General features: G+C 68.0%; 13 protein-coding genes and 1 tRNA gene. 5 read left to right on the top strand and 9 right to left on the bottom strand.

Annotated features, from left to right (window positions below):
- Positions 1-299: 299 nt before the first annotated feature.
- Positions 300-956, bottom strand: coding sequence for a hypothetical protein (locus AC6I9V_RS07595; RefSeq protein WP_349413472.1), 657 nt, complete (start codon positions 954-956; stop codon positions 300-302).
- A 202-nt stretch (positions 957-1,158) separates the two neighbouring features.
- Here AC6I9V_RS07595 and AC6I9V_RS07590 point away from each other — a divergent pair.
- Positions 1,159-1,231: transfer RNA gene (locus AC6I9V_RS07590), tRNA-Lys, on the top strand.
- A gap of 103 nt (positions 1,232-1,334) precedes the next feature.
- Here the strand turns inward: AC6I9V_RS07590 and AC6I9V_RS07585 are convergent.
- From AC6I9V_RS07585 to AC6I9V_RS07570, 4 genes are read right to left on the bottom strand one after another with little or no spacing between them, the layout of a single operon-like run.
- Entirely contained in the window at positions 1,335-2,189 is an 855-nt protein-coding gene (locus AC6I9V_RS07585) for a hypothetical protein (RefSeq protein WP_497898940.1), read from the bottom strand.
- A 44-nt stretch (positions 2,190-2,233) separates the two neighbouring features.
- Positions 2,234-5,365 carry an efflux RND transporter permease subunit gene (locus AC6I9V_RS07580; protein ID WP_497898939.1) on the bottom strand — a complete coding sequence of 1,044 codons (3,132 nt, stop codon included), beginning with the start codon at positions 5,363-5,365 and terminating at the stop codon, positions 2,234-2,236.
- Position 5,366: 1 nt separating this feature from the next.
- Positions 5,367-5,822 (bottom strand): hypothetical protein, encoded by a 456-nt coding sequence (locus AC6I9V_RS07575; protein WP_497898938.1) that lies wholly within the window; start codon positions 5,820-5,822, stop codon positions 5,367-5,369.
- Positions 5,819-8,980: an efflux RND transporter permease subunit gene (locus AC6I9V_RS07570; RefSeq protein ID WP_497898937.1), complete on the bottom strand. Its 3,162-nt coding sequence runs from the start codon at positions 8,978-8,980 to the stop codon at positions 5,819-5,821. Before AC6I9V_RS07570 ends, AC6I9V_RS07575 begins: the two co-directional genes overlap by 4 nt.
- Positions 8,981-9,239: 259 nt before the next feature.
- On the opposite strand from AC6I9V_RS07570, the gene AC6I9V_RS07565 reads away from it, so the two are divergent.
- The 3 genes from AC6I9V_RS07565 (at position 9,240) to AC6I9V_RS07555 (ending at position 11,066) form a co-directional block, all read left to right on the top strand.
- Positions 9,240-9,743: a MarR family winged helix-turn-helix transcriptional regulator gene (locus tag AC6I9V_RS07565; RefSeq protein WP_497898936.1), complete on the top strand. Its 504-nt coding sequence runs from the start codon at positions 9,240-9,242 to the stop codon at positions 9,741-9,743.
- Between the two features lie 109 nt (positions 9,744-9,852).
- Complete coding sequence (locus tag AC6I9V_RS07560) at positions 9,853-10,155, top strand: hypothetical protein (RefSeq protein ID WP_349413466.1); 303 nt, start codon at positions 9,853-9,855, stop codon at positions 10,153-10,155.
- Positions 10,152-11,066, top strand: a complete 915-nt coding sequence (locus AC6I9V_RS07555) for a serine/threonine-protein kinase (RefSeq protein WP_497898935.1) — start codon at positions 10,152-10,154, stop codon at positions 11,064-11,066. The genes AC6I9V_RS07560 and AC6I9V_RS07555 overlap by 4 nt, the downstream gene beginning before the upstream one ends.
- A gap of 133 nt (positions 11,067-11,199) precedes the next feature.
- Here AC6I9V_RS07555 and AC6I9V_RS07550 read toward each other — a convergent pair whose 3' ends face one another.
- Positions 11,200-14,208 carry an alpha-amylase family glycosyl hydrolase gene (locus tag AC6I9V_RS07550; protein ID WP_497900279.1) on the bottom strand — a complete coding sequence of 1,003 codons (3,009 nt, stop codon included), beginning with the start codon at positions 14,206-14,208 and terminating at the stop codon, positions 11,200-11,202.
- A gap of 293 nt (positions 14,209-14,501) precedes the next feature.
- On the opposite strand from AC6I9V_RS07550, the gene AC6I9V_RS07545 reads away from it, so the two are divergent.
- The gene (locus tag AC6I9V_RS07545) at positions 14,502-15,323 is read left to right on the top strand and encodes a putative protein N(5)-glutamine methyltransferase (RefSeq protein ID WP_497898934.1); all 822 of its coding nucleotides are present in this window, start codon (positions 14,502-14,504) and stop codon (positions 15,321-15,323) included.
- A gap of 21 nt (positions 15,324-15,344) precedes the next feature.
- Here the strand turns inward: AC6I9V_RS07545 and AC6I9V_RS07540 are convergent, their stop codons facing one another.
- From AC6I9V_RS07540 to AC6I9V_RS07530, 3 genes are all read right to left on the bottom strand, one after another.
- Complete coding sequence (locus tag AC6I9V_RS07540) at positions 15,345-15,722, bottom strand: hypothetical protein (RefSeq protein WP_497898933.1); 378 nt, start codon at positions 15,720-15,722, stop codon at positions 15,345-15,347.
- 110 nt (positions 15,723-15,832) lie between these two features.
- Positions 15,833-16,096 (bottom strand): GlsB/YeaQ/YmgE family stress response membrane protein, encoded by a 264-nt coding sequence (locus tag AC6I9V_RS07535; RefSeq protein WP_497900278.1) that lies wholly within the window; start codon positions 16,094-16,096, stop codon positions 15,833-15,835.
- 206 nt (positions 16,097-16,302) lie between these two features.
- Positions 16,303-17,274, bottom strand: coding sequence for an aldo/keto reductase (locus AC6I9V_RS07530; RefSeq protein WP_497898932.1), 972 nt, complete (start codon positions 17,272-17,274; stop codon positions 16,303-16,305).
- Positions 17,275-17,280: the final 6 nt, after the last annotated feature.

Genomic DNA, 17,280 nt, shown 5'->3' with positions numbered 1-17,280 from the left:
CTGGAACGTGACGATGACCCGCGCATGGGGATTACTTTACCGCCCGGGAATTAACGGCTGGAAACCGTCCGCCCGGCAGGGCATGAAAATGGTGCCGAACCGGATACGCCTCTCGGCGGTAGGCCGCTCTAGGCGGCTAATTGTTGAAGCCCGGGGGTTTCGCGGTTCGACACCGCCTTCAGTTTTCTACGTCGGCAGGCCCAAGTCAACATTGACAGCACGGGCCCGGCATGCGTATTGACAGTGCCTCCGGGCAGGGCTAAAAGGCCTGATTTGCGGGCCGCCGGCCGGCTTTGGAGTCAGTCCAGCTCGCCCAGCCGCCAGGCGTTGGCTGCGTGTTCGAGGTCCTCGGCGGTCTTGACCAGCAGGTGGGAATTGCGCGTGAGCTTGCTCGCATGGTTCTCGTTGCTGTGCTCCGCGCCGTCGGCAAGGGTGGCCTGGCCCAGCGCCACCACCCGGCAGAACGCCGCGGACCGCTCCAGCGCGACGTCGAACTCGCCGTCGAAGGCGCCGGAGAGGATGGCGTCCGCCATCGACTTCATCTCCTCGGCGCCGGGAGGTTCTGCCGCACCCGCCACCACGTGGGATACCTGTGCGGTGTCCTTGCCCGCCTTGAAGTAGACGGAAATCCGTTCCGGGTCCCGGATCGTCGCCGCGCGGAGGGCGTAGAGCCGCCAGAGGGCGCCGGGCAGGGACCGCGCCGGGCTCTCCGCCCACATTTCGGCGATGGCGTCCAGGCCCTGTTCGTCGGCAAGTTTGACCAGCCGTTTGGTGACCTTGGGGTCGTCGCTGTCCCGACCGCGCCGCACGAGCGCCTGTGCCGCGAGATGGGCGGCCTCGGAGACCCGCGCCGGGTCCGCCCCGCCGGCGAACGGTTCAAAATCGATCGGGGCAAAGGGCTTGGGCTTGTGGTGACGGTGCGGTCCGGGGCTGCTGGCTCCTGCTTGCTCGCTCATGCCCCCACGCTACTCCTGTGCGTTCCGGGAATCGAGCATGGTGTTCGGCCGCTGGACGACGGCGCCGCAGCCTCCGACGACGGCGTGTCGGCCCGGGTGTCAAAGGCCGCCTGTGTCTGGGGTACAGTGTTAACGTCCAGAAATGGACTGGGCCGACGTGCCTGTCAACGGCGGATTTTCCGCCGGCTGAGGCTGTCGGCGGGGGCCTTTAGCTCAGTTGGTAGAGCATCGGACTTTTAATCCGTGGGTCGTGGGTTCGATCCCCACAGGGCCCACTCTTTTAGCGAAGAGTGGAAAAACCCCCGGCTTCCTGGTGACAGGAAGCCGGGGGTTTTTGTGCGTCACGGGGTTTTGCGGCCCGCGGCCAGTCGCCGGGCGCTACCGTTCGACGGCCCTGGGGGTCTGGCCGTAGATGTCGGGGCTGACCTTGTAGCCGTGGCGGTCCTGCGCCTTCGCCCGGTCGTTGGCGCTGGCCAGCGCCTTGGCATCCAGCGTGACCGTCCTGTCCAGGTTGAGGACTTCCTGGCTGTCCCCGCCGGACGCGGTGACCTTGTAGCTTCCGACGCCGGCGCGGTAATACTTCTGCTGGTGGCCGACGGCCGCACCGTCCAGCGGGTTGAACTCGTCGATCTTCAGCGTGGATCCGTTGCGGTCCACCACCCGGGCGCAGTCGAGGAAATCGATCGAGGGGGCCGAGGCCTGGGTGTAGGCGTCCGTTCCTTCCCTGGGGTGCGCCTGCATGGCGAAGCCTCCGTGCGCATCGTCCAGGCCCGAGATGAAGGTGTTGGGGGCGCCGGAGAACCGGCCGGCGTCGAACTCCTCCGGGTATTCACCGAGGAGCCATACGTCACCGTGCTTGGACTGGGCGAAGAAAGCCAGTTCCGACTCCGCCAGGATCCCGTCGGAGTAGTCCCGGTCCCACAGGACCACGGTCCAAACGCCATCGATCTTCTTGGTCAGTCCGGTCACGATGGACACCACCCGGTGCTCGTGGGTTTCCGGGGTCCCCGAGCTGAGGTCCGTGACGGTGCCGGAGAACTCCGACCGCGTTCCCGGTTCCATCGGAAGCCATTTGTTGTCAATCGAGGGGTGCCCGGGGAAGTCAGCGGCGTTGAACTCGGGCAGCGAGCCCGGCCCGCAGTCCGCCGTGCCGGCCGCGGCGGGGCCCGCGGCAAGGAACGACAGCGGGAGGGCGATGAGGCAAGTGAATGCGGCACGTTGCATACGAAACATCGGTCTGTCCTCTTCTTGGTGGTGATCGCCGGGAGCGTCGGGTGTCAGCCGGCAACCCCGGGTGTGGCGGCCAGGCGCTCCTTCTTCGATCTGGCGAAACGCAGATAGAGCGACGGCACAATAAACAGGTTGAGCAGCGTTGACGTGACCAGGCCGCCCAGGATGACGACGGCCATGGGGTGTTCGATTTCATGGCCCGGGACAGCGCCCATGACCACCAGTGGCACCAGGGCCAGCCCGGTGGCGAGCGTGGTCATGAGGATCGGCGAGAGCCGTTCCCCGGCCCCGCGCAGCACCAGGGCACGGCCGAACGCCTGTCCCTCGTGCTTTTCCAGATGCTGGCAGTGGTTGATGAGCAGGATGCCGTTGCGAGCCGCGATCCCCATGACCGTGAGGAACCCGACCACCGAGCCCAGGGACAGGACCCCGCCGGAGATGTATGCAGCCATCACGCCGCCGACCAGGGCAAATGGCAGCGTCAACAGCGAAAGAAATGCCAGCCGCCAGCTGCGGAACGAGGTCTGCAGGAGCAGCAGGATCAGGGCGAGGGCCGCCACCGCAAAGATCATGAGGCGGTTCGTCGCGGCCTCGCGCTCGGTGAACTCACCCAGCAGCTGGACGCTGTAGCCGGCCGGCAGTTGCAGGGCGGCCAGCCGGTCCTGCACCTGGCCGACCACCACCCCCATGTCTGCGCCCTTGTCCAGGAATGATCCCACTTCCACCCGGCGGGACCCGTTGGTGCGGTCGATCTGGTTCGGCGTCGCCTGCAGTTTGACGGCGGCGACGTCGGCCAGCCGGACGCGCTGCCCGCTGGGGGTGTCGATCGGCAGATCCTCGATGCTGGTCACGCTGGAACGGGTCGCCGGGGTGCTCCAGACCTGCACGTCGTAGGCCCGCCCGTCCCGGAAGACGTCGCCGACCTCTTCGCCGGCCACCAGCGTCGCCGCCGCCCGCCGCACGTCCCCGGGCTTGAGCCCGTACTTCTGCGCTGCGGCCAGGTCCACCGTGACCGCAATCTGCGGCACCTCGACCTCGAGCGACACATGGGCGTCGTCGGTGCCCGGAATGTCATCCAGGATCTTCTTGACCCGCTGGGCCTGTTCCCGCAGCACGTTCAGGTCGTCACCGAATACACGGACCAGCACGGGCTCGCTGGCCCCGGTCAGGACCTCCTCGATCCGCTCCTTCAGATAGGTCTGGACGTCGCGGTGAAGTCCCGGGTAGCCGTCCACCACTTCCTGGACGGCGGCCAGGGTCTCGTCATAATTCGCGTGGCGGTCGATGCTGATCCAGTGCTCGCCGGCGTTGACCCCCACAATCTCGTCGGCAGCGAACGCCTGCCCGATATGGGTGCCGCAGTTCAGCACGCCCGGCACCTTGAGGAACTCTGCACAGCCGCGCTGCGAGATCCGGTACTCCTCCTCCGCCGAGGTTCCCGGCTGCGAGATCCAGTGCATCAGGAAGTCCCGTTCCTTGAACGTCGGAAACAGCGACGACCCCATCAGCGGGGTGATCGCCAGGCCCACGACGGCGAGGGCCGCGAAGCCCGCGTAGCCGAAACGGGGACGGTTCATGATCCGGGACAGCACGGCGTGGTAGCCGCGCTTGAGCACCCGCACCAGCGGCGGGTCCCGCTTCTCCAGTTTTGCGTTGCCCAGCAGGATCAGGGCCAGGGCCGGCGTCACGGTCAGGGCGACCAGCATGGAGGCAAGGACCGCCAGGGTGTAGGTGATGGCCAGCGGCCGGAAGAAGACGCCGGTCAGTCCGTCCAGGAAGAAGATCGGCACGGCGGCGACCACAATGATCAGGGTCGCGTACACGATCGGACTTCGCATCTCGAGGGAGGCCTTCAGGACCACGGAGGCCGCCGGTTCGTCGCTGCCCCGGGCACGGTGCTGCCGCAGCCGGCGCATGATGTTTTCGACGTCGATGATCGCGTCGTCCACCACCACGCCGACGGCGATGACCAGGCCGGCCAGGACCATCGTGTTGATGGAACTGGCCGTGAAATAGAGCACCAGGGCCGCCGTGAGCAGCGAGAGCGGAATCGCGATCAGGCTGATCAGGGCCGTACGCCATTGGAAAAGGAAAGCGCCGAGGATCAGGACGACGAGCAGGCAGCCCAGCAGCAGGGCGGTGCTGAGGTTGGAGATGGACTCCTCGACGAAGCTCGCCGGGCGGAAGATGGTGGTGTCGAAGCTGATCCCGCTCAACCCCGGCTGGAGCTCTTTCAGGGCTTCTTCCACGCCTTTGGTCACGTCCAGGGTGTTGCCCCACGGCAGTTTCTCGACGATCAGCATGAGCCCGTGCCCGTTGTTGATGACGGCATCCCCAATCAGCGGCTGGTGGTCCTCCACCACCTGGGCGACGTCGCCCAGATGCAGCGCCACACCGTCTTTCTCCCGGAGGGTGACCTGGGCCAAGTCGGCCGGCGTCTGTATGGGCTGGACGTGCCGGACCCCCATTCTCTGGGTCGGGCTGTCGATGAAGCCGCCCGTGCCGATGAACCGTCCCGGGGAGTACTTCAGCAGCCCGGCGTCGAGGGCGCCGGCGGTGACTTCCATGACCTGGTTCAGCGACACGTTCTGGGCCTTGAGTTTGTCCGGTTCCACCTGGACCTGCAGCATCTGCAGGCGTTCGCCCCAGATGGCCACATTGGCTACGCCCGGGACGCGGAGCAGCCGCGCCCGGATGGTCCAGTAGGACAGCATGGACATCTCGATCAGGGACCGGTCCGCAGACGTCATCCCGATCTTCATAACCCGGCTGGTGGCGGACAGCGGTTGCAGCATCACCGGCGGGGCTGCCCAGGTGGGCAGGGCCGCCGTCACGGCCGCCATCCGCTCCGACACCAACTGGCGCGCGTTGAGCAGCTCCGTACCCTGATGGAAGATCAGCACGATCGAGGACAACTGCGGCACGGACTTGGACCGCACCTCGTCCAGGCCCGGCATGCCGCCCACCGCTGCCTCGATCGGGACGCTCACCAGCTGCTCGACTTCCTCCGCGGTCAGCCCCAGGCACGCGGTCTGGATTTCCACCCGGGGCGGCGCAAATTCGGGGAAGACGTCCACGGAGGCGGAGCCCAGCTGCAGTGAGCCGAGCAGCATCACCGCGCACGCGATGGCCACGACGATGGTCCTGAACCGCAGGCTGATGCCGATGAGCCAGCGCATGTCAGTGCGCCGTATCGAATTCGGCGCCGTACAGCTCCTCGGCTCCCGTGGTGACCACCACGGTGCCGGCCGCGGGCCCCTCGCTCAGCAGCGCGACGGCGCCGTTGACCCGCTCGACGGTGATCCCCTGGCGCACGTAGACGCGGGGCTCGGGATTGGTGTAGACCCAGGTCTTGCCGGTGCTGTCGTACAGGATGGCCCAGTAGGAGACGCTCAGCTTCTGCGTCTGCGGATCCATGGCCGTCACATCCGTCTTGAGGCCGACGCGCTCGACGGCGCGCTCGGTCAGGGTGATGCGGTGCAGGTCAGTGCCCGGAACCGCCGCGAGGACGGCAGGGTCGCCGTTGGGTGGTGCGGCCTCCTCGATCTTGGCGCAGCCTGCGGCAGCCAGCGCCAGGACTGCGGCAAAGGCCAGCGCGGCGGACTTTCGGCGCCGGCGCGAAGCGGTCGGGTTCATGGCACATCCTGACTTCCGGGCCGGTCCAGGGGGCCCCTGCCGGTCCGGGGGCTTAGCGCTTCCATCGGCTGGAACCGAAGAAGCACAGCGGGCATAACGAACAGCATGAAGAGGGTCGTCGTCAGCAGCCCGCCCCAGATGATCACGGCGAGTGGCAGGATGATCTCCGTCCCGACGACGCCGCCCATCAGGACCAGCGGCAGCAGCATTACCGCGGCCATCAAAGCGGTCATGAGGGTGGGTCCCATCCGTTCCCGCGCGCCCCGGAGCACCAGGTTGGGCCACGGGGCGGCGCTGTCCTTGGCCCGGAGGACCCGGACCGCTCCCAGCAGCAGGAGGGCGCCGCGGGCGGCGATCCCCAGCACGGCCGCGAAGGCGACGAGCGAAACCAGCGAATTGACCGAGCCTGAGGCCTGGGCAGCCAGCACTCCACCGGACAGGGACAGGATCAGGCCCAGGAAGATCATGCCGGCGAGCTTCCAGCCGCCGGCCGCCGTCTGCAGCAGCACCAGCACGCCGGCCGCCGCAATGGCGGCCAGGATCCACAGCCACTGGTAGTTGCCCTGCACCTGTGCGTACCGGGTCAGGACCTCGGCGTGGTAGGCGAGCGGGAACTGCATCTGCTGCAGCCTGGTGTTGATGTCCTGCTGCACGTCGGCGACGGAACGGCCCTGGATTTCGGCCTTCACGTCGATGCGCCGTGAGGTGTCTTCGTGCAGGATCGCGGCTTCGTTTCCCACCATCGTTACCTGGGCCACGTCGCCAAGGCGGACATGCCCGCCGTTGGGGGTGTCGATGATCAGATCGCGGACGCTGTCGAGGCTGTTCCGCGTTGACGGCGCCCCCTTCACGATCACCGAGAAGACCTTCTGCTGCTCGTAGAGGTTTCCAACTTCGATGCCCTGCAGCAGGGCTGCTGCCGCGCGTCGAACGTCACCGGGCACGATGCTGGCCTTCTGCGCAGCCGCGAGGTCCACCTTGACCTCCGCGATCGGCTGTTCCACGGGGGCGTCGATGTGGGGATTCACGACGCCGGCGGTGTGCTCCAGGATCTGCTGCACCTCTGCAGCCTTCTGCCGGAGGACCGCCGTGTCGAGGCCGAAGACCCGCACCCCGAAGCCGTTGTCGCCGGCCTCGCGGATCTGGTCGATGCGCTCCTGCGGATAGGTCGAAACTTTGCTGGTCAGGCCGGGGTACCCGGCGACGACCTGCCCGATGGCGGCCGCAGTGTCGCCGTAGGACGCGTCCGGATCCACGGTGACCCACAGCTCACCCGAGCTGACGTCACCGACCTGGTCCGACGTGACCGCGCGGCCCACATGTCCGCCCACGTTCGCGACCCCCGGCAGGGCGCGCAGCTCGACGGCGGCCGCTTCGGTGATCCGGCTCATTTCCTGGTCCGAGGTGCCGGCCGCCGCGCTCCAGTGCACCACTAGGGTCCTGTCGGCCAGGACGGGCACCACGGGGCGGGAACCGGCCAGCTGCGGGGCCAGGGCAAGTCCGGCCAGCGCCACCACGGCGGAGGCCGCGAAGACCCACCGGGCCTTTGTGGTCACCCGGGATTCGAGCCTGCCGTATCCGCCCTCAAGCCGAGCCAGGGCGGCGTGGTCGCGGCGCGGGGCGGAACCTGCCGGCAGGTAGTACGCCAGCGCCGTCGTAACCGTGAGCGCCACGACTGTGGCGATCACGAGGGCCAGCAGATAGTTCAGGACAAGCGGGCCGAACAGCGCCCCGTTCTCGCCCGCCACGAAGAACGCCGGCATGACGCCTAGCGCCATGATCAACAGCGAGTAGAGCAACGGTGTCCGGACCGAGCGCATGGCCTCCGGAATGAAGGCCACCCTCCACTCCTTGTCCCGCTCGTGGCCCCCCGGGTCTTTAACCCTCAGCCCGGCGAGGCCGTTGAGATCCTCGGCCACGTCACCGACGATGACGGCCAGCGCCAGGACCATCCCGGCCAGGACCATCGTGTTCATCCCGGTGCCGCGCGCGTACAGCAGCAGCGCGGCCGCGGACAGCGCGACCGGTATGGTGACCAGGCTGATGACGGCGGCGCGCCACGAGCGGAAGAATGCGCCGAACATGGCCACGATCAGCACCAGCGTGATCAGCAACGCGATGCCTAGGCTGCCGGTTTCCTCCTGGACGAAGTCCGCCTGCCGGTAGACGGTGGTGTCGATCTTGACGCCCGGCAAGCCGGGCTGGAGCGCTTTGAGGGCCTCATCCACGCCCTTCGTCACGGCCGCCGTGTTGGTCTCCGGGAACTTCTCGATGACCAGCAGCAGCTCGGCGTCCTTGCCCAGGAGGGCATCGCCAATCAGGGGCTGGTGGTCCGTTGCGACCGTGGCAACGTCCTTGAGCGTGAGGCTGCCGTTGGCTCCCTCAATGGGAATCCGGCCCAGGTCCTGCGGGGACGCGATGGGCAGGACATGTTGGACGCCGATCCGCTGGTGCCCCGTTTCGAAGAAGCCGCCCGTGCCCGGGGTGGAGGCCTCGAGGTAGCTCAGGGGCGAGACCCAGACGGAGTTGCCGGTAGTCTTGATGACCTCGTCCAGCGTCACGCCTTTGGCTGCCAGCTGTGCCGGGTCAACCAGGACCTGCAGCTGCTGGTCGCGCTGGCCCCAGATGGCAACGTTTGCGACGCCGGGCACGGCAAGCAGGCCGGGTTTCATGGTCCAGCGGGCGAGTACCGACATGTCGATGGCCGACATGTCGGTGGAGGTCAGCCGGATCATCATCACCCGGCTGGTCGAGGAGAGCGGCTGCATGAGGACCGGTGCTGCCGACACGTTCGGCAGGGCGCGCGCCTGCGTCAGCCGCTCCGAAACCAGCTGGCGCGCGCGGAACAAGTCTGTGCCCGGTTTGAAAACCATTTGGATCGAGGACAGTCCGGGCACCGACTTGGAGCGGATTGCCTCCACCCAGGCCACGCCGTTGAGCAGGTCGGCCTCCATCGGCGAGGTGACCAGCTGTTCGACTTCCGCCGCGGACAACCCAAGGGCCTCGGTCTGGATTTCGACCTGCGGCGGCGCAAATTCGGGGAACGTGTCCACGGCCATACCGGGGAGTGTCGTCAGCCCAAAAGCGAGGATTCCCGCGGCCACGGCCAGCACCAACAGCCGGAACTGGAGGACCAGGCGCAACACCGCTGTCATCATGGCCGGCACCGTCTGGCCGGGTTGCTGCGTCGGGTTGCTGCGGCGGGATTGACGCCCCGCACGCGTCCCTCGAATGAACTTAGAAACGGTTGCCTGTCCACGGCGCGGCTCCTCGTGCCACAGCGCCCCAGCGTCGTCTAGGGGAAATAATGGCCCTGACGCCAGCCTTCGTCAATGGCCTCAGGCAACTTTCCAGTTGATGGAGACAGGCCCCATCATTCCAAGTCCATCTAGTAATAAGTCAGGCTAGGATTGAGGAATGAACTCGGACAGCGCCTCGCACTCAGGGTACTGGTACGGCCCGGACGATCGGCTTGATCCGCCGTCGGCCGTGCTGCACGCGCTGCGGAGCTACCGGGCTGCCGAGGTCGCCACCCGCCGTTCCACCCGGGACTCCATGGGCATGGGCGAGACGGACTTGCTGGCGCTGCGGTACCTGCTGCGTGCCCAGGCGACGGGGGAGCGGGTCGGGCCAAAAGACCTCAGCCGCACTTTGGGGATCACGACGGCGTCCACCACCTCGCTGATTGACCGTCTCGTCCAAAGCGGCCACGTCCGCCGCGAGCCGCACCCCACGGACCGACGCTCCCTCGTGATCGTCCCCACCGCCGCCACCGACTCCGAGGTCCGCTCCACCCTCGGCGAGATGCACCGCCGGATGCTGGCCGTGGCCGAAGAGCTGAGCGCAGAGGAAAGCCGCATCATCGTCGGTTTCCTGCGCCGCATGACCGAGGCGCTCGACGGGCAGCCGGGACACCACTGAGCCCGTCCCGCACCGGCCGGCAAAGTATCACGGCATATTAACTAGCTAGTTCGACTAGTGATATGTATGCTTACTACTTGTGTCAGATAATCGTGTGCGTGGAGGAGTCGTGACTGAGTTGTTGACGATCACCGGAACCCCGGGAGCCGGTGCGGCCCCCTTTGCTGCGCCCCGGTCACCCGCAGAGCCGGGCGCCGCGGCGCCCTCGCTGCCCTTGAATACGGCAAGTCCGGCGCCCAGCCACTGCGGTACGCCGATGGAATGGACGGCGCCGGTGCTGGACGCCATGTCCGTCTACTCGTTCGACGCCGGCAACGGCTCCGCCGACCTTCCGCCCGTGTGGCGCTGCTCCTGCGGGTTCCAGCTCGACGGCATCGTCCATACCTCCAACGCCTTGCTCGCACTCTCGTGACTGCGACCCTAGCGACCGTGGCGGACCTTCCCACCGCCGTGCCCGCCGCGGCCGGCCTCGACGCCAAGATCCTGCACCTTCCGGACGCCCCCGAAGGGCGCTTCCTGGTCCATGAACTCCTGGGCCGCGGGGCGACCGCCACCGTTTTCCGTGGCACGGACCTGTCCAACGACCGGCCGGTGGCCATCAAGGTGGCCGAGGGTCCGGGCGAGAAGGACGCGAGTCGGATCCATGCAGAGGCGGGGATCCTCGCCTCGTTGGACCACCCGGCCGTCATCCGGTTTATTGCCGCCGGAACCGTTCCCGGCGGCGACCAGTGGGCCGGCCGGCCGTTCCTGGTCGAGGAATTCGCCTTTGGCGGCAGCCTGGCCGAGCGGATCCGTGGCGGCGCCTGCCCGCCGGAGGAGGTGGCCGGCTGGGCCGCCGCCGCGCTGTCCGGACTCGGACACGTGCACGGGCGCGGACTCGTCCACCGCGACATCAAACCCGCGAATATCCTGCTCAGCGCGCTCCGGAGGTGTTCGGTACGAATCGCCGACTTCGGGATCGCCACGCCGGCAGGGACGGCCCCGGAGCCCGGCGACTCGTCGGGCACCGTGCATTACATGAGCCCGGAGCAGGCGGCCGGACAGCCTGTCCACCCTGCCACGGACATCTACGCGCTGGGACTGGTGCTGCTCGAATGCCTCACCGGCGTCAAGGCCTACCCCGGCACCCCGGTCGAGTCGCTGGTGGCCCGCACCCTGCGGGCGCCGGAGATCCCGGCCAGCCTCGGTGCCAACTGGGTGTCCCTGCTGACCGCCATGACGGCGATGGATCCCGCGGCCCGTCCCTCGGCCGCCGCGGCCCAGAAGCTGGCAACCCGGCTCGCTTCCGCCCGGCCCGTCCCGCAGCTCCGCCTCGTCAGCTGAGGGCCGGCGGGAGGAGCCAAGGGTCCCTCGCCCTGGTCTCCGGCACAGCGAAAGGCCGGCATGTACCCCCGTGGCGCATGCCGGCCTTTCGCTCCGCTGGGCCTGGGCCTGGGCCTGGGCCTGGGCCTGCGCCTTAGCCGGCGCTGATCCGGTGGGTGAAGTGGTCGTACCGGACGGTGAGCGGCCCGCCGCCGTGCACCAGGGAGATGTTGGCGCCGCCCGGTTCCCCGCCCGCACCGTAGTTCTCGGTCCAGGACCGGTTGAGGGCGGCCTTGTAGGAGTAGGTGCCGGCCGGCAGATCAGGGATGGTCAGCTTCCAGACGAGGTCCGCCGGGCCCAGCGTGAGCTGGGCCTGCGGGCAGTCCGGCATCCAGTCGCCCGGGCAGCCGAGCTCGGAGTCGAGGTCTCCGGCCACCGCAACCGCCGCCGGCTGCTGGGAGGCGTAGACGGCGCTGATCAGGTGGGTGCTGTGGTCATAGCGGAAGGTCACGGCGCCGCCGGGGTGGTTCAGCACAATGTTGCTGCCGTTGGCCCCGCCGCCCGCGCCGTAGTTCTCGTCCCAGGAGCCGTTGATCGCGGCCTTGAACTCGTAGCTGCCGGCCGGGAGATCGGGAACGGTCAGCCGCCAGACCTTGTCCGCCGGGTCCAGCTTGAGGAAGGCCGCGGGGCAGGCCGGCTGCCAGTCTCCGGGGCAGCCCAGCTCCGAGTCGAGGTTGCCCGCCACCGTGACTGAGGAGGGCTGCGGGAGGTCCCCGGCGACCACGGTGCGGATGCCGCTGGCGACCTCGCCGGCGCCTGGCACGGTCATCAGGGCGCGGTAGCGCAGTTGGGTGCCGTCTGGCACCTGCAGCTTGGCCAGGTCGTCCACCGCGGTGTACGCGGGGGAGGAGCTGTCCTCGCCGAACGTCGACCATGGACCGCCGCTGATGCTGCGTTCAAACCGGACCACGTAGTCGGCCTTGTCCGGGCTGGCGACGGCGCCGACCTCCACCTTGCCGCGGACGCTGCTGCCTTCCTTGGGGTTGACGATGCTGAGCGCCGGGGCCGGGACGGTGCCGCTGCGGGGCCGGCTTACGGCGGAGTGCGCGCCATTGTCCAGCACGATTGCGCGGTACTCGACCGCCGAGCCGGCGCGAAGGGCTGATACGTCGTGGAAGACCTGGTACGGCGCCGTGTCATCGGTGCCGATGGAGGCCCACTCGCCGCCGGCCGTGCGGGCCTGGAAGGTGACCTCGTAGAAGGAGCTGCCGTCGACGTCGGCGGCCACCCGGACGCGGCTGTTGTCCGCGGCCGCCGCTGCCGGTTCCTGCAGCACGACGGCGGGGGCCGCCTTGGACTGCGGGATCCGGCCCGCGGACTCGTAGACAACCGCGGACAGCGGCGGAACCGTCACCGTCAGCTTGCCGTCCGCCGCCGTCTTGACCTCGGCGCTCGCGTCGCCGTAGATCCGGGCGAAGGTGCGCTTGCCCACGAACGTGGGGACCGCGGCCGTCTGGGCCTGCGTGCTGTTGTTGATCGAGACCACGTATTCGCGCTGGTCCTTCGCGTCCGTGCGGGAGAAGGCGTAGATGCCAGGTCCGTCGGAGGCATAGCGGTTCTGGTGGGCGCCGTTGCGCAGGGCAGGGTGTTCGGAGGTCAGTGCCGCGAGCTTGCTGATCTCCTGGTACAGCGGGTGGGAGGGGTTGAAGTTGTCGGTCGCGTGGGTGGAGTCGGTGCCGAGCAGGTCATCGTCGAGGTAGTCCGGGACCTTGCTGGCAAACATGGTCTGCCGGGCGTCCTGGTCTCCGCCGGGGCCGGTGAAGCCCTGTTCGTCGCCGTAGTAGACCACCGGGTTGCCGCGCGAGAAGTACATCAGCTCGTGCGCCAGCCGGTCCCGGGCGACGCGTTCGGCGTCGTCCGCCTTCGGGTTGTCCGCGGTGATGAAGCTGCCGATCCTGCCCATGTCGTGGTTGCCCAGGAACGTGGGCAGCTCGTAGACGTTCGAATCGGCGTCGGTGTACCAGTCGTCGCCGTCGAAGAAGGTCGCCAGCTCCTTCGCGCCCTGGCCGCGGGAGGCGAAGTTGCGGGCGGCCTCCTGGAACGGGAAGTCCAGCACGGCCTGCATCTTGTTGCGGGTGGTGAACTGCGAGGTGAAGCTCTTGGAGGTGTCAAAGACCTCGCCGAACATAAAGAACTCGTCCTTGCCGTGTGCCTTGGCGTAGTCGAGCACGCGGGGGCCGAACTGCTGCCAGAACTCGTCGTTGACGTGCTTCATGGTGTCGATCCGGAAGCCGTCCACGCCGAAATCGCCGATCCACTTTTCGTAGATGCTGGCCATGCCGTGGACCACGGCGGGGTTTTCGGTGAAGAGGTCGTCCAGGCCGAAAAAGTCGCCGTAGGAGGAGTTTTCGCCCTCAAACGTCGTGTCCCCGCGGTTGTGGTAGAGCGTGGGGTCGTTGAGCCAGGCCGGGACCTTGAGGTTTTCGTCGCCGGGTGCGAGCTTCGGGGTGTACGGGAAGGAGGTGGCCGCATCCAGTTTCGGGAAGGTGGAGGTGCCGGCGTAGTCCCGGTCGTCGAACGGTTCGCCGGCGGCGGTGCGGTAGGGCGAGGCGTCCTTGGACTTGTAGGCCGTCCGGTCGCCTTCCTGGTAGCTGATCACGTCGGCGGTGTGGTTGGTGATGATGTCGAAATACACCTTCATGCCGCGGGCGTGTGCCTCGTCGATGAGCGTCTTCAGCTCGGCGTTGGTGCCCAGGTGCGGGTCGATCTGGGTGAAGTCGGTGACCCAGTAGCCGTGGTAGCCGGCGGAGTGGTCCTTCGGCTGGACCGCCTTGTTCTTGAAGCTCGGGGTCAGCCAGATCGACGTGGTGCCCAGGCCCTGGATGTAGTCGATCTTCTCCCGCAGGCCCTTGAGGTCCCCGCCGTTGTAGAACCCCTTCTTTGTCGGATCGAAGCCGGAGACCATGGGGTCTGCGCCGAGGCCGCCGTCGTCGTTCGCGGTGCTGCCGTTGCTGAACCGGTCCGCCATCACGAAGTAGAACCGCTCGTCCGTGACCGGCCCGCGCAGCGCGTGGGACCCCGGCGGGGTGCCCGGATCGCCGGCCCCGGGGGTGGCATGGGCAGGGACGACGGCGACGACGACGGCGGCCAGCGCCGCTGCCAGGGCCGTGGCGGTGCGGGCGGCGTAGCGGGGCTGGGGGAGCCCGTGGCTGCCCCTGAAACGGGGCGGCCGGGGCAGGCTGGAGCTGCGGGTGAACACGATGGAAACCTTCCGGGTGAGCGACGTTGCCTCGACGAAGGGTGGATGCGGAGACCGGCTACTGAGAGCCAAGTCACAACTGTAAGCGCTTGCACATGGATTTACCAGCAAGTTCACAGGGGTGTCTGGGTGCTCCTTGGATAGCATGGGGCTTCCAGGAGCTGCTGCCGGGACGCGCGGCGGAAAGGGTGTGATCCGTGCAGGCAGTTCCCGCGCAACGGACCGAGGTGGTCGGCCGGCTCCGCGCCGCCGGCTGTGTATTCGCCGAGGACGAGGCTGCCCTGCTTCTGGAGGCCGCGGCCACCGCGGCGGAGCTCGAGGCCCTTCTCCGGCGCCGGGTCTCCGGCCTGCCGCTGGAACACTTGCTGGGCTGGGCGGAGTTTTGTGGTCTCCGCATCGCCGTGGACCCCGCGGTGTTTGTTCCGCGCCGCCGCACCGCATACCTTGTCCGGCTGGCCGCAAGGCTCCTGCAGGCGCGCCCCGCGGCCGGGACCCCTGTTGTGGTGGATCTCTGCTGCGGCTCGGGCGCCGTAGGGGCAGCGCTGGCCGTGGCCGGCCCGCTGGAGCTGCACGCCGCCGACGTCGACCCTGCCGCCGTGGCCTGCGCGCGGCGCAACCTGCAGCCGCTGGGCGCCGAGGTCCACGAGGGTGATCTCTACGATGCGCTGCCGGAGCGGCTGCGCGGGCGCGTGGATGTTCTGGCCGTCAATGCGCCCTATGTTCCCTCGGCGATGATCGGGACCATGCCGCCGGAGGCGCGGCTGCACGAACCGAGGGTCTCCCTGGACGGGGGTCCGGACGGGCTGGAGCTGCAGCGGCGGGTGGCCGCCGCGGCGCCGGAATGGCTGGCGCCGGGCGGCCACCTGCTGATCGAGACGAGCCGGCGCCAGGCGCCCCGGACCATCGAGATCTTCGCCGGGAGCGGGCTCTCCGGCCGTGTGTTCAGTTCGCGAAAACTGGATGCCACCGTGGTGCTGGGCGGCGTTGCCGCCGGTGTGGCGGCCGGTGCCCCGCGGTGAGGGTTCCCGTTCCCGGGTGTGTCAGTGCTTCGCCGCGTCCACGTTGGTGGACGGGCCGGCCGGCGTGGCGCCGCCTTCGTCGGACCAGTCCTGTCCGGTCGTGTCGTTCAGGGCCGGATCAGAGACGACATCGGCGGGAACGTCCGCGGCGTCGTCCCGGCGAACGGCTGAACTGATGACGGTGCCCGCGCGGAGTGCGGCCTCCGTCAGCTGGCTGGACACCTCGGGGGCCTTTTCCTTGACCGCTTCGGTCGCGGCGGCCACCTTGTCCTGAACGGGCTTGCTCTCCCAGAGGCCTGCCGCCCTGGCTTTGAGTTTCTCGTAGGCCGCCCGCCCTGAACGGGATCCCAGGACGAAGCCTGCTGCGAGTCCGGTGCCGAAAAGAAGTTTGGCTTTCATGCTGTACTCCTGCTCTTGGTGCTCTGGAAGTCGTATTCGAATACTGGCCCGGTGCCAAAAAACCGGCCCCGGGAAATGAATCCCGGGACCGGTTTTCCGGTCGCTCCGTTTTAGCGGTGCGAGCGCTTGGTGATCATGCCGTAGACCAGCAGTACGATGATCGCACCGCCGATCGCCAGCAGCCACGTCGTCAGCGAGAAGAATTCCTGCAGTCCGGTGCCGAAAAGTGCGCCGCCGATGAGGCCGCCCAGCAGAGCGCCCACGACGCCGAGGACGAGCGTGATAACCCATCCACCGCCCTGGTGGCCCGGCAGGATAGCCTTAGCGATTGCGCCGGCAATAAGACCCAGAATCAGAAATGCGAAAAAACCCATTTTTATCGGCCCTTCTCTTTCGTTGAGGAGACACCCGGGTTGCCGGGTGCGCTTCATCCTTCTGCCTAAATACTAATCATGCTTACTATCAAAATGCCACCCGGCGCGCGGAAAATTTTCGTAAATCCCTGAGTTTACGGGGAAATTTGGCCCATCCGCTGGCCGGAACTGTTCGAAGATCCGGCCCGAAAAAGCTGCGGCGGCCCCTACCAGGCGTAGTCCTCCGGGGCGGTCCGCCGGCCGGGGAAGATCGCGTCCAGGCGCGTGAGGGCTTCGGCGTCGAGCTGCACCTGGAGTGCGCCCAGGGCGGCGCGTAGCTGTTCAATGGTGCGCGGGCCGACGATGGGGGCCGTCACGGCGGGCTGGTGCAGCAGCCAGGCCAGGGCCAGCTGCCCGGGTTCCTGGCCGAGTTCGTCCGCGAAGTCCTCGTACCGGCGGATCTGATTCCGGTGCTTTTTGAGGGCTTCGAGGGCTCGGCCCTGGGTCCGGCGGACGCCGGCGTCCTCCTTCTTGAGCACCCCGCCGAGCAGCCCGCCATGCAGCGGAGACCACGGCAGGATGCCCAGCCCGTAGTGCTGCGCGGCCGGCAGCACCTCGAGTTCGACGTCGCGGGTCAGCAGGTTGTAGATGGACTGTTCGCTGACCAGGCCGTAGGACTGACGGCGGGCCGCGGCCTCCTGGGCCTGGGCCAGGTGCCAGCCGGCGAAGTTGCTGCTGCCCGCGTAGAGGATTTTGCCCCGCTGCACCGCCACATCCACCGCCTGCCAGATCTCTTCCCAGGGCGTGTTCCGGTCCACGTGATGGAACTGGTAGAGGTCGATGTGGTCGGTCTTCAGGCGTTGCAGGCTCGCGTCGAGGGCGCGGCGGATGTGCAGGGCGGAGAGCTTGGACTCGTTGGGGCGGTCCTCCATGGTGCCGTACACCTTGGTGGCGAGCACTGTCCGCTCCCGGCGCTCGCCGCCCTTGGCGAACCAGCGGCCCAGGATCTCCTCGGTCCAGCCCCGGTGCTTGGAGCCTCCGTAGACATTGGCCGTGTCAAAGAAGTTGATGCCGGCGTCCAGGGCGGCATCCATGATCGCCTGCGCGGCCGTTTCTTCGGTCTGCGGCCCGAAATTCATGGTGCCCAGGCCGAGGCGGGAGACCTTCAGGCCGGAGCGGCCCAGCTGGCGGTACTGCACGGGCGG

Source organism: Arthrobacter sp. SlRoot2-15, from assembly GCF_059739345.1.
The sequence above is the reverse complement of the archived record's forward strand: the minus strand, read 5'-3'. Positions and strand labels throughout refer to the sequence as shown.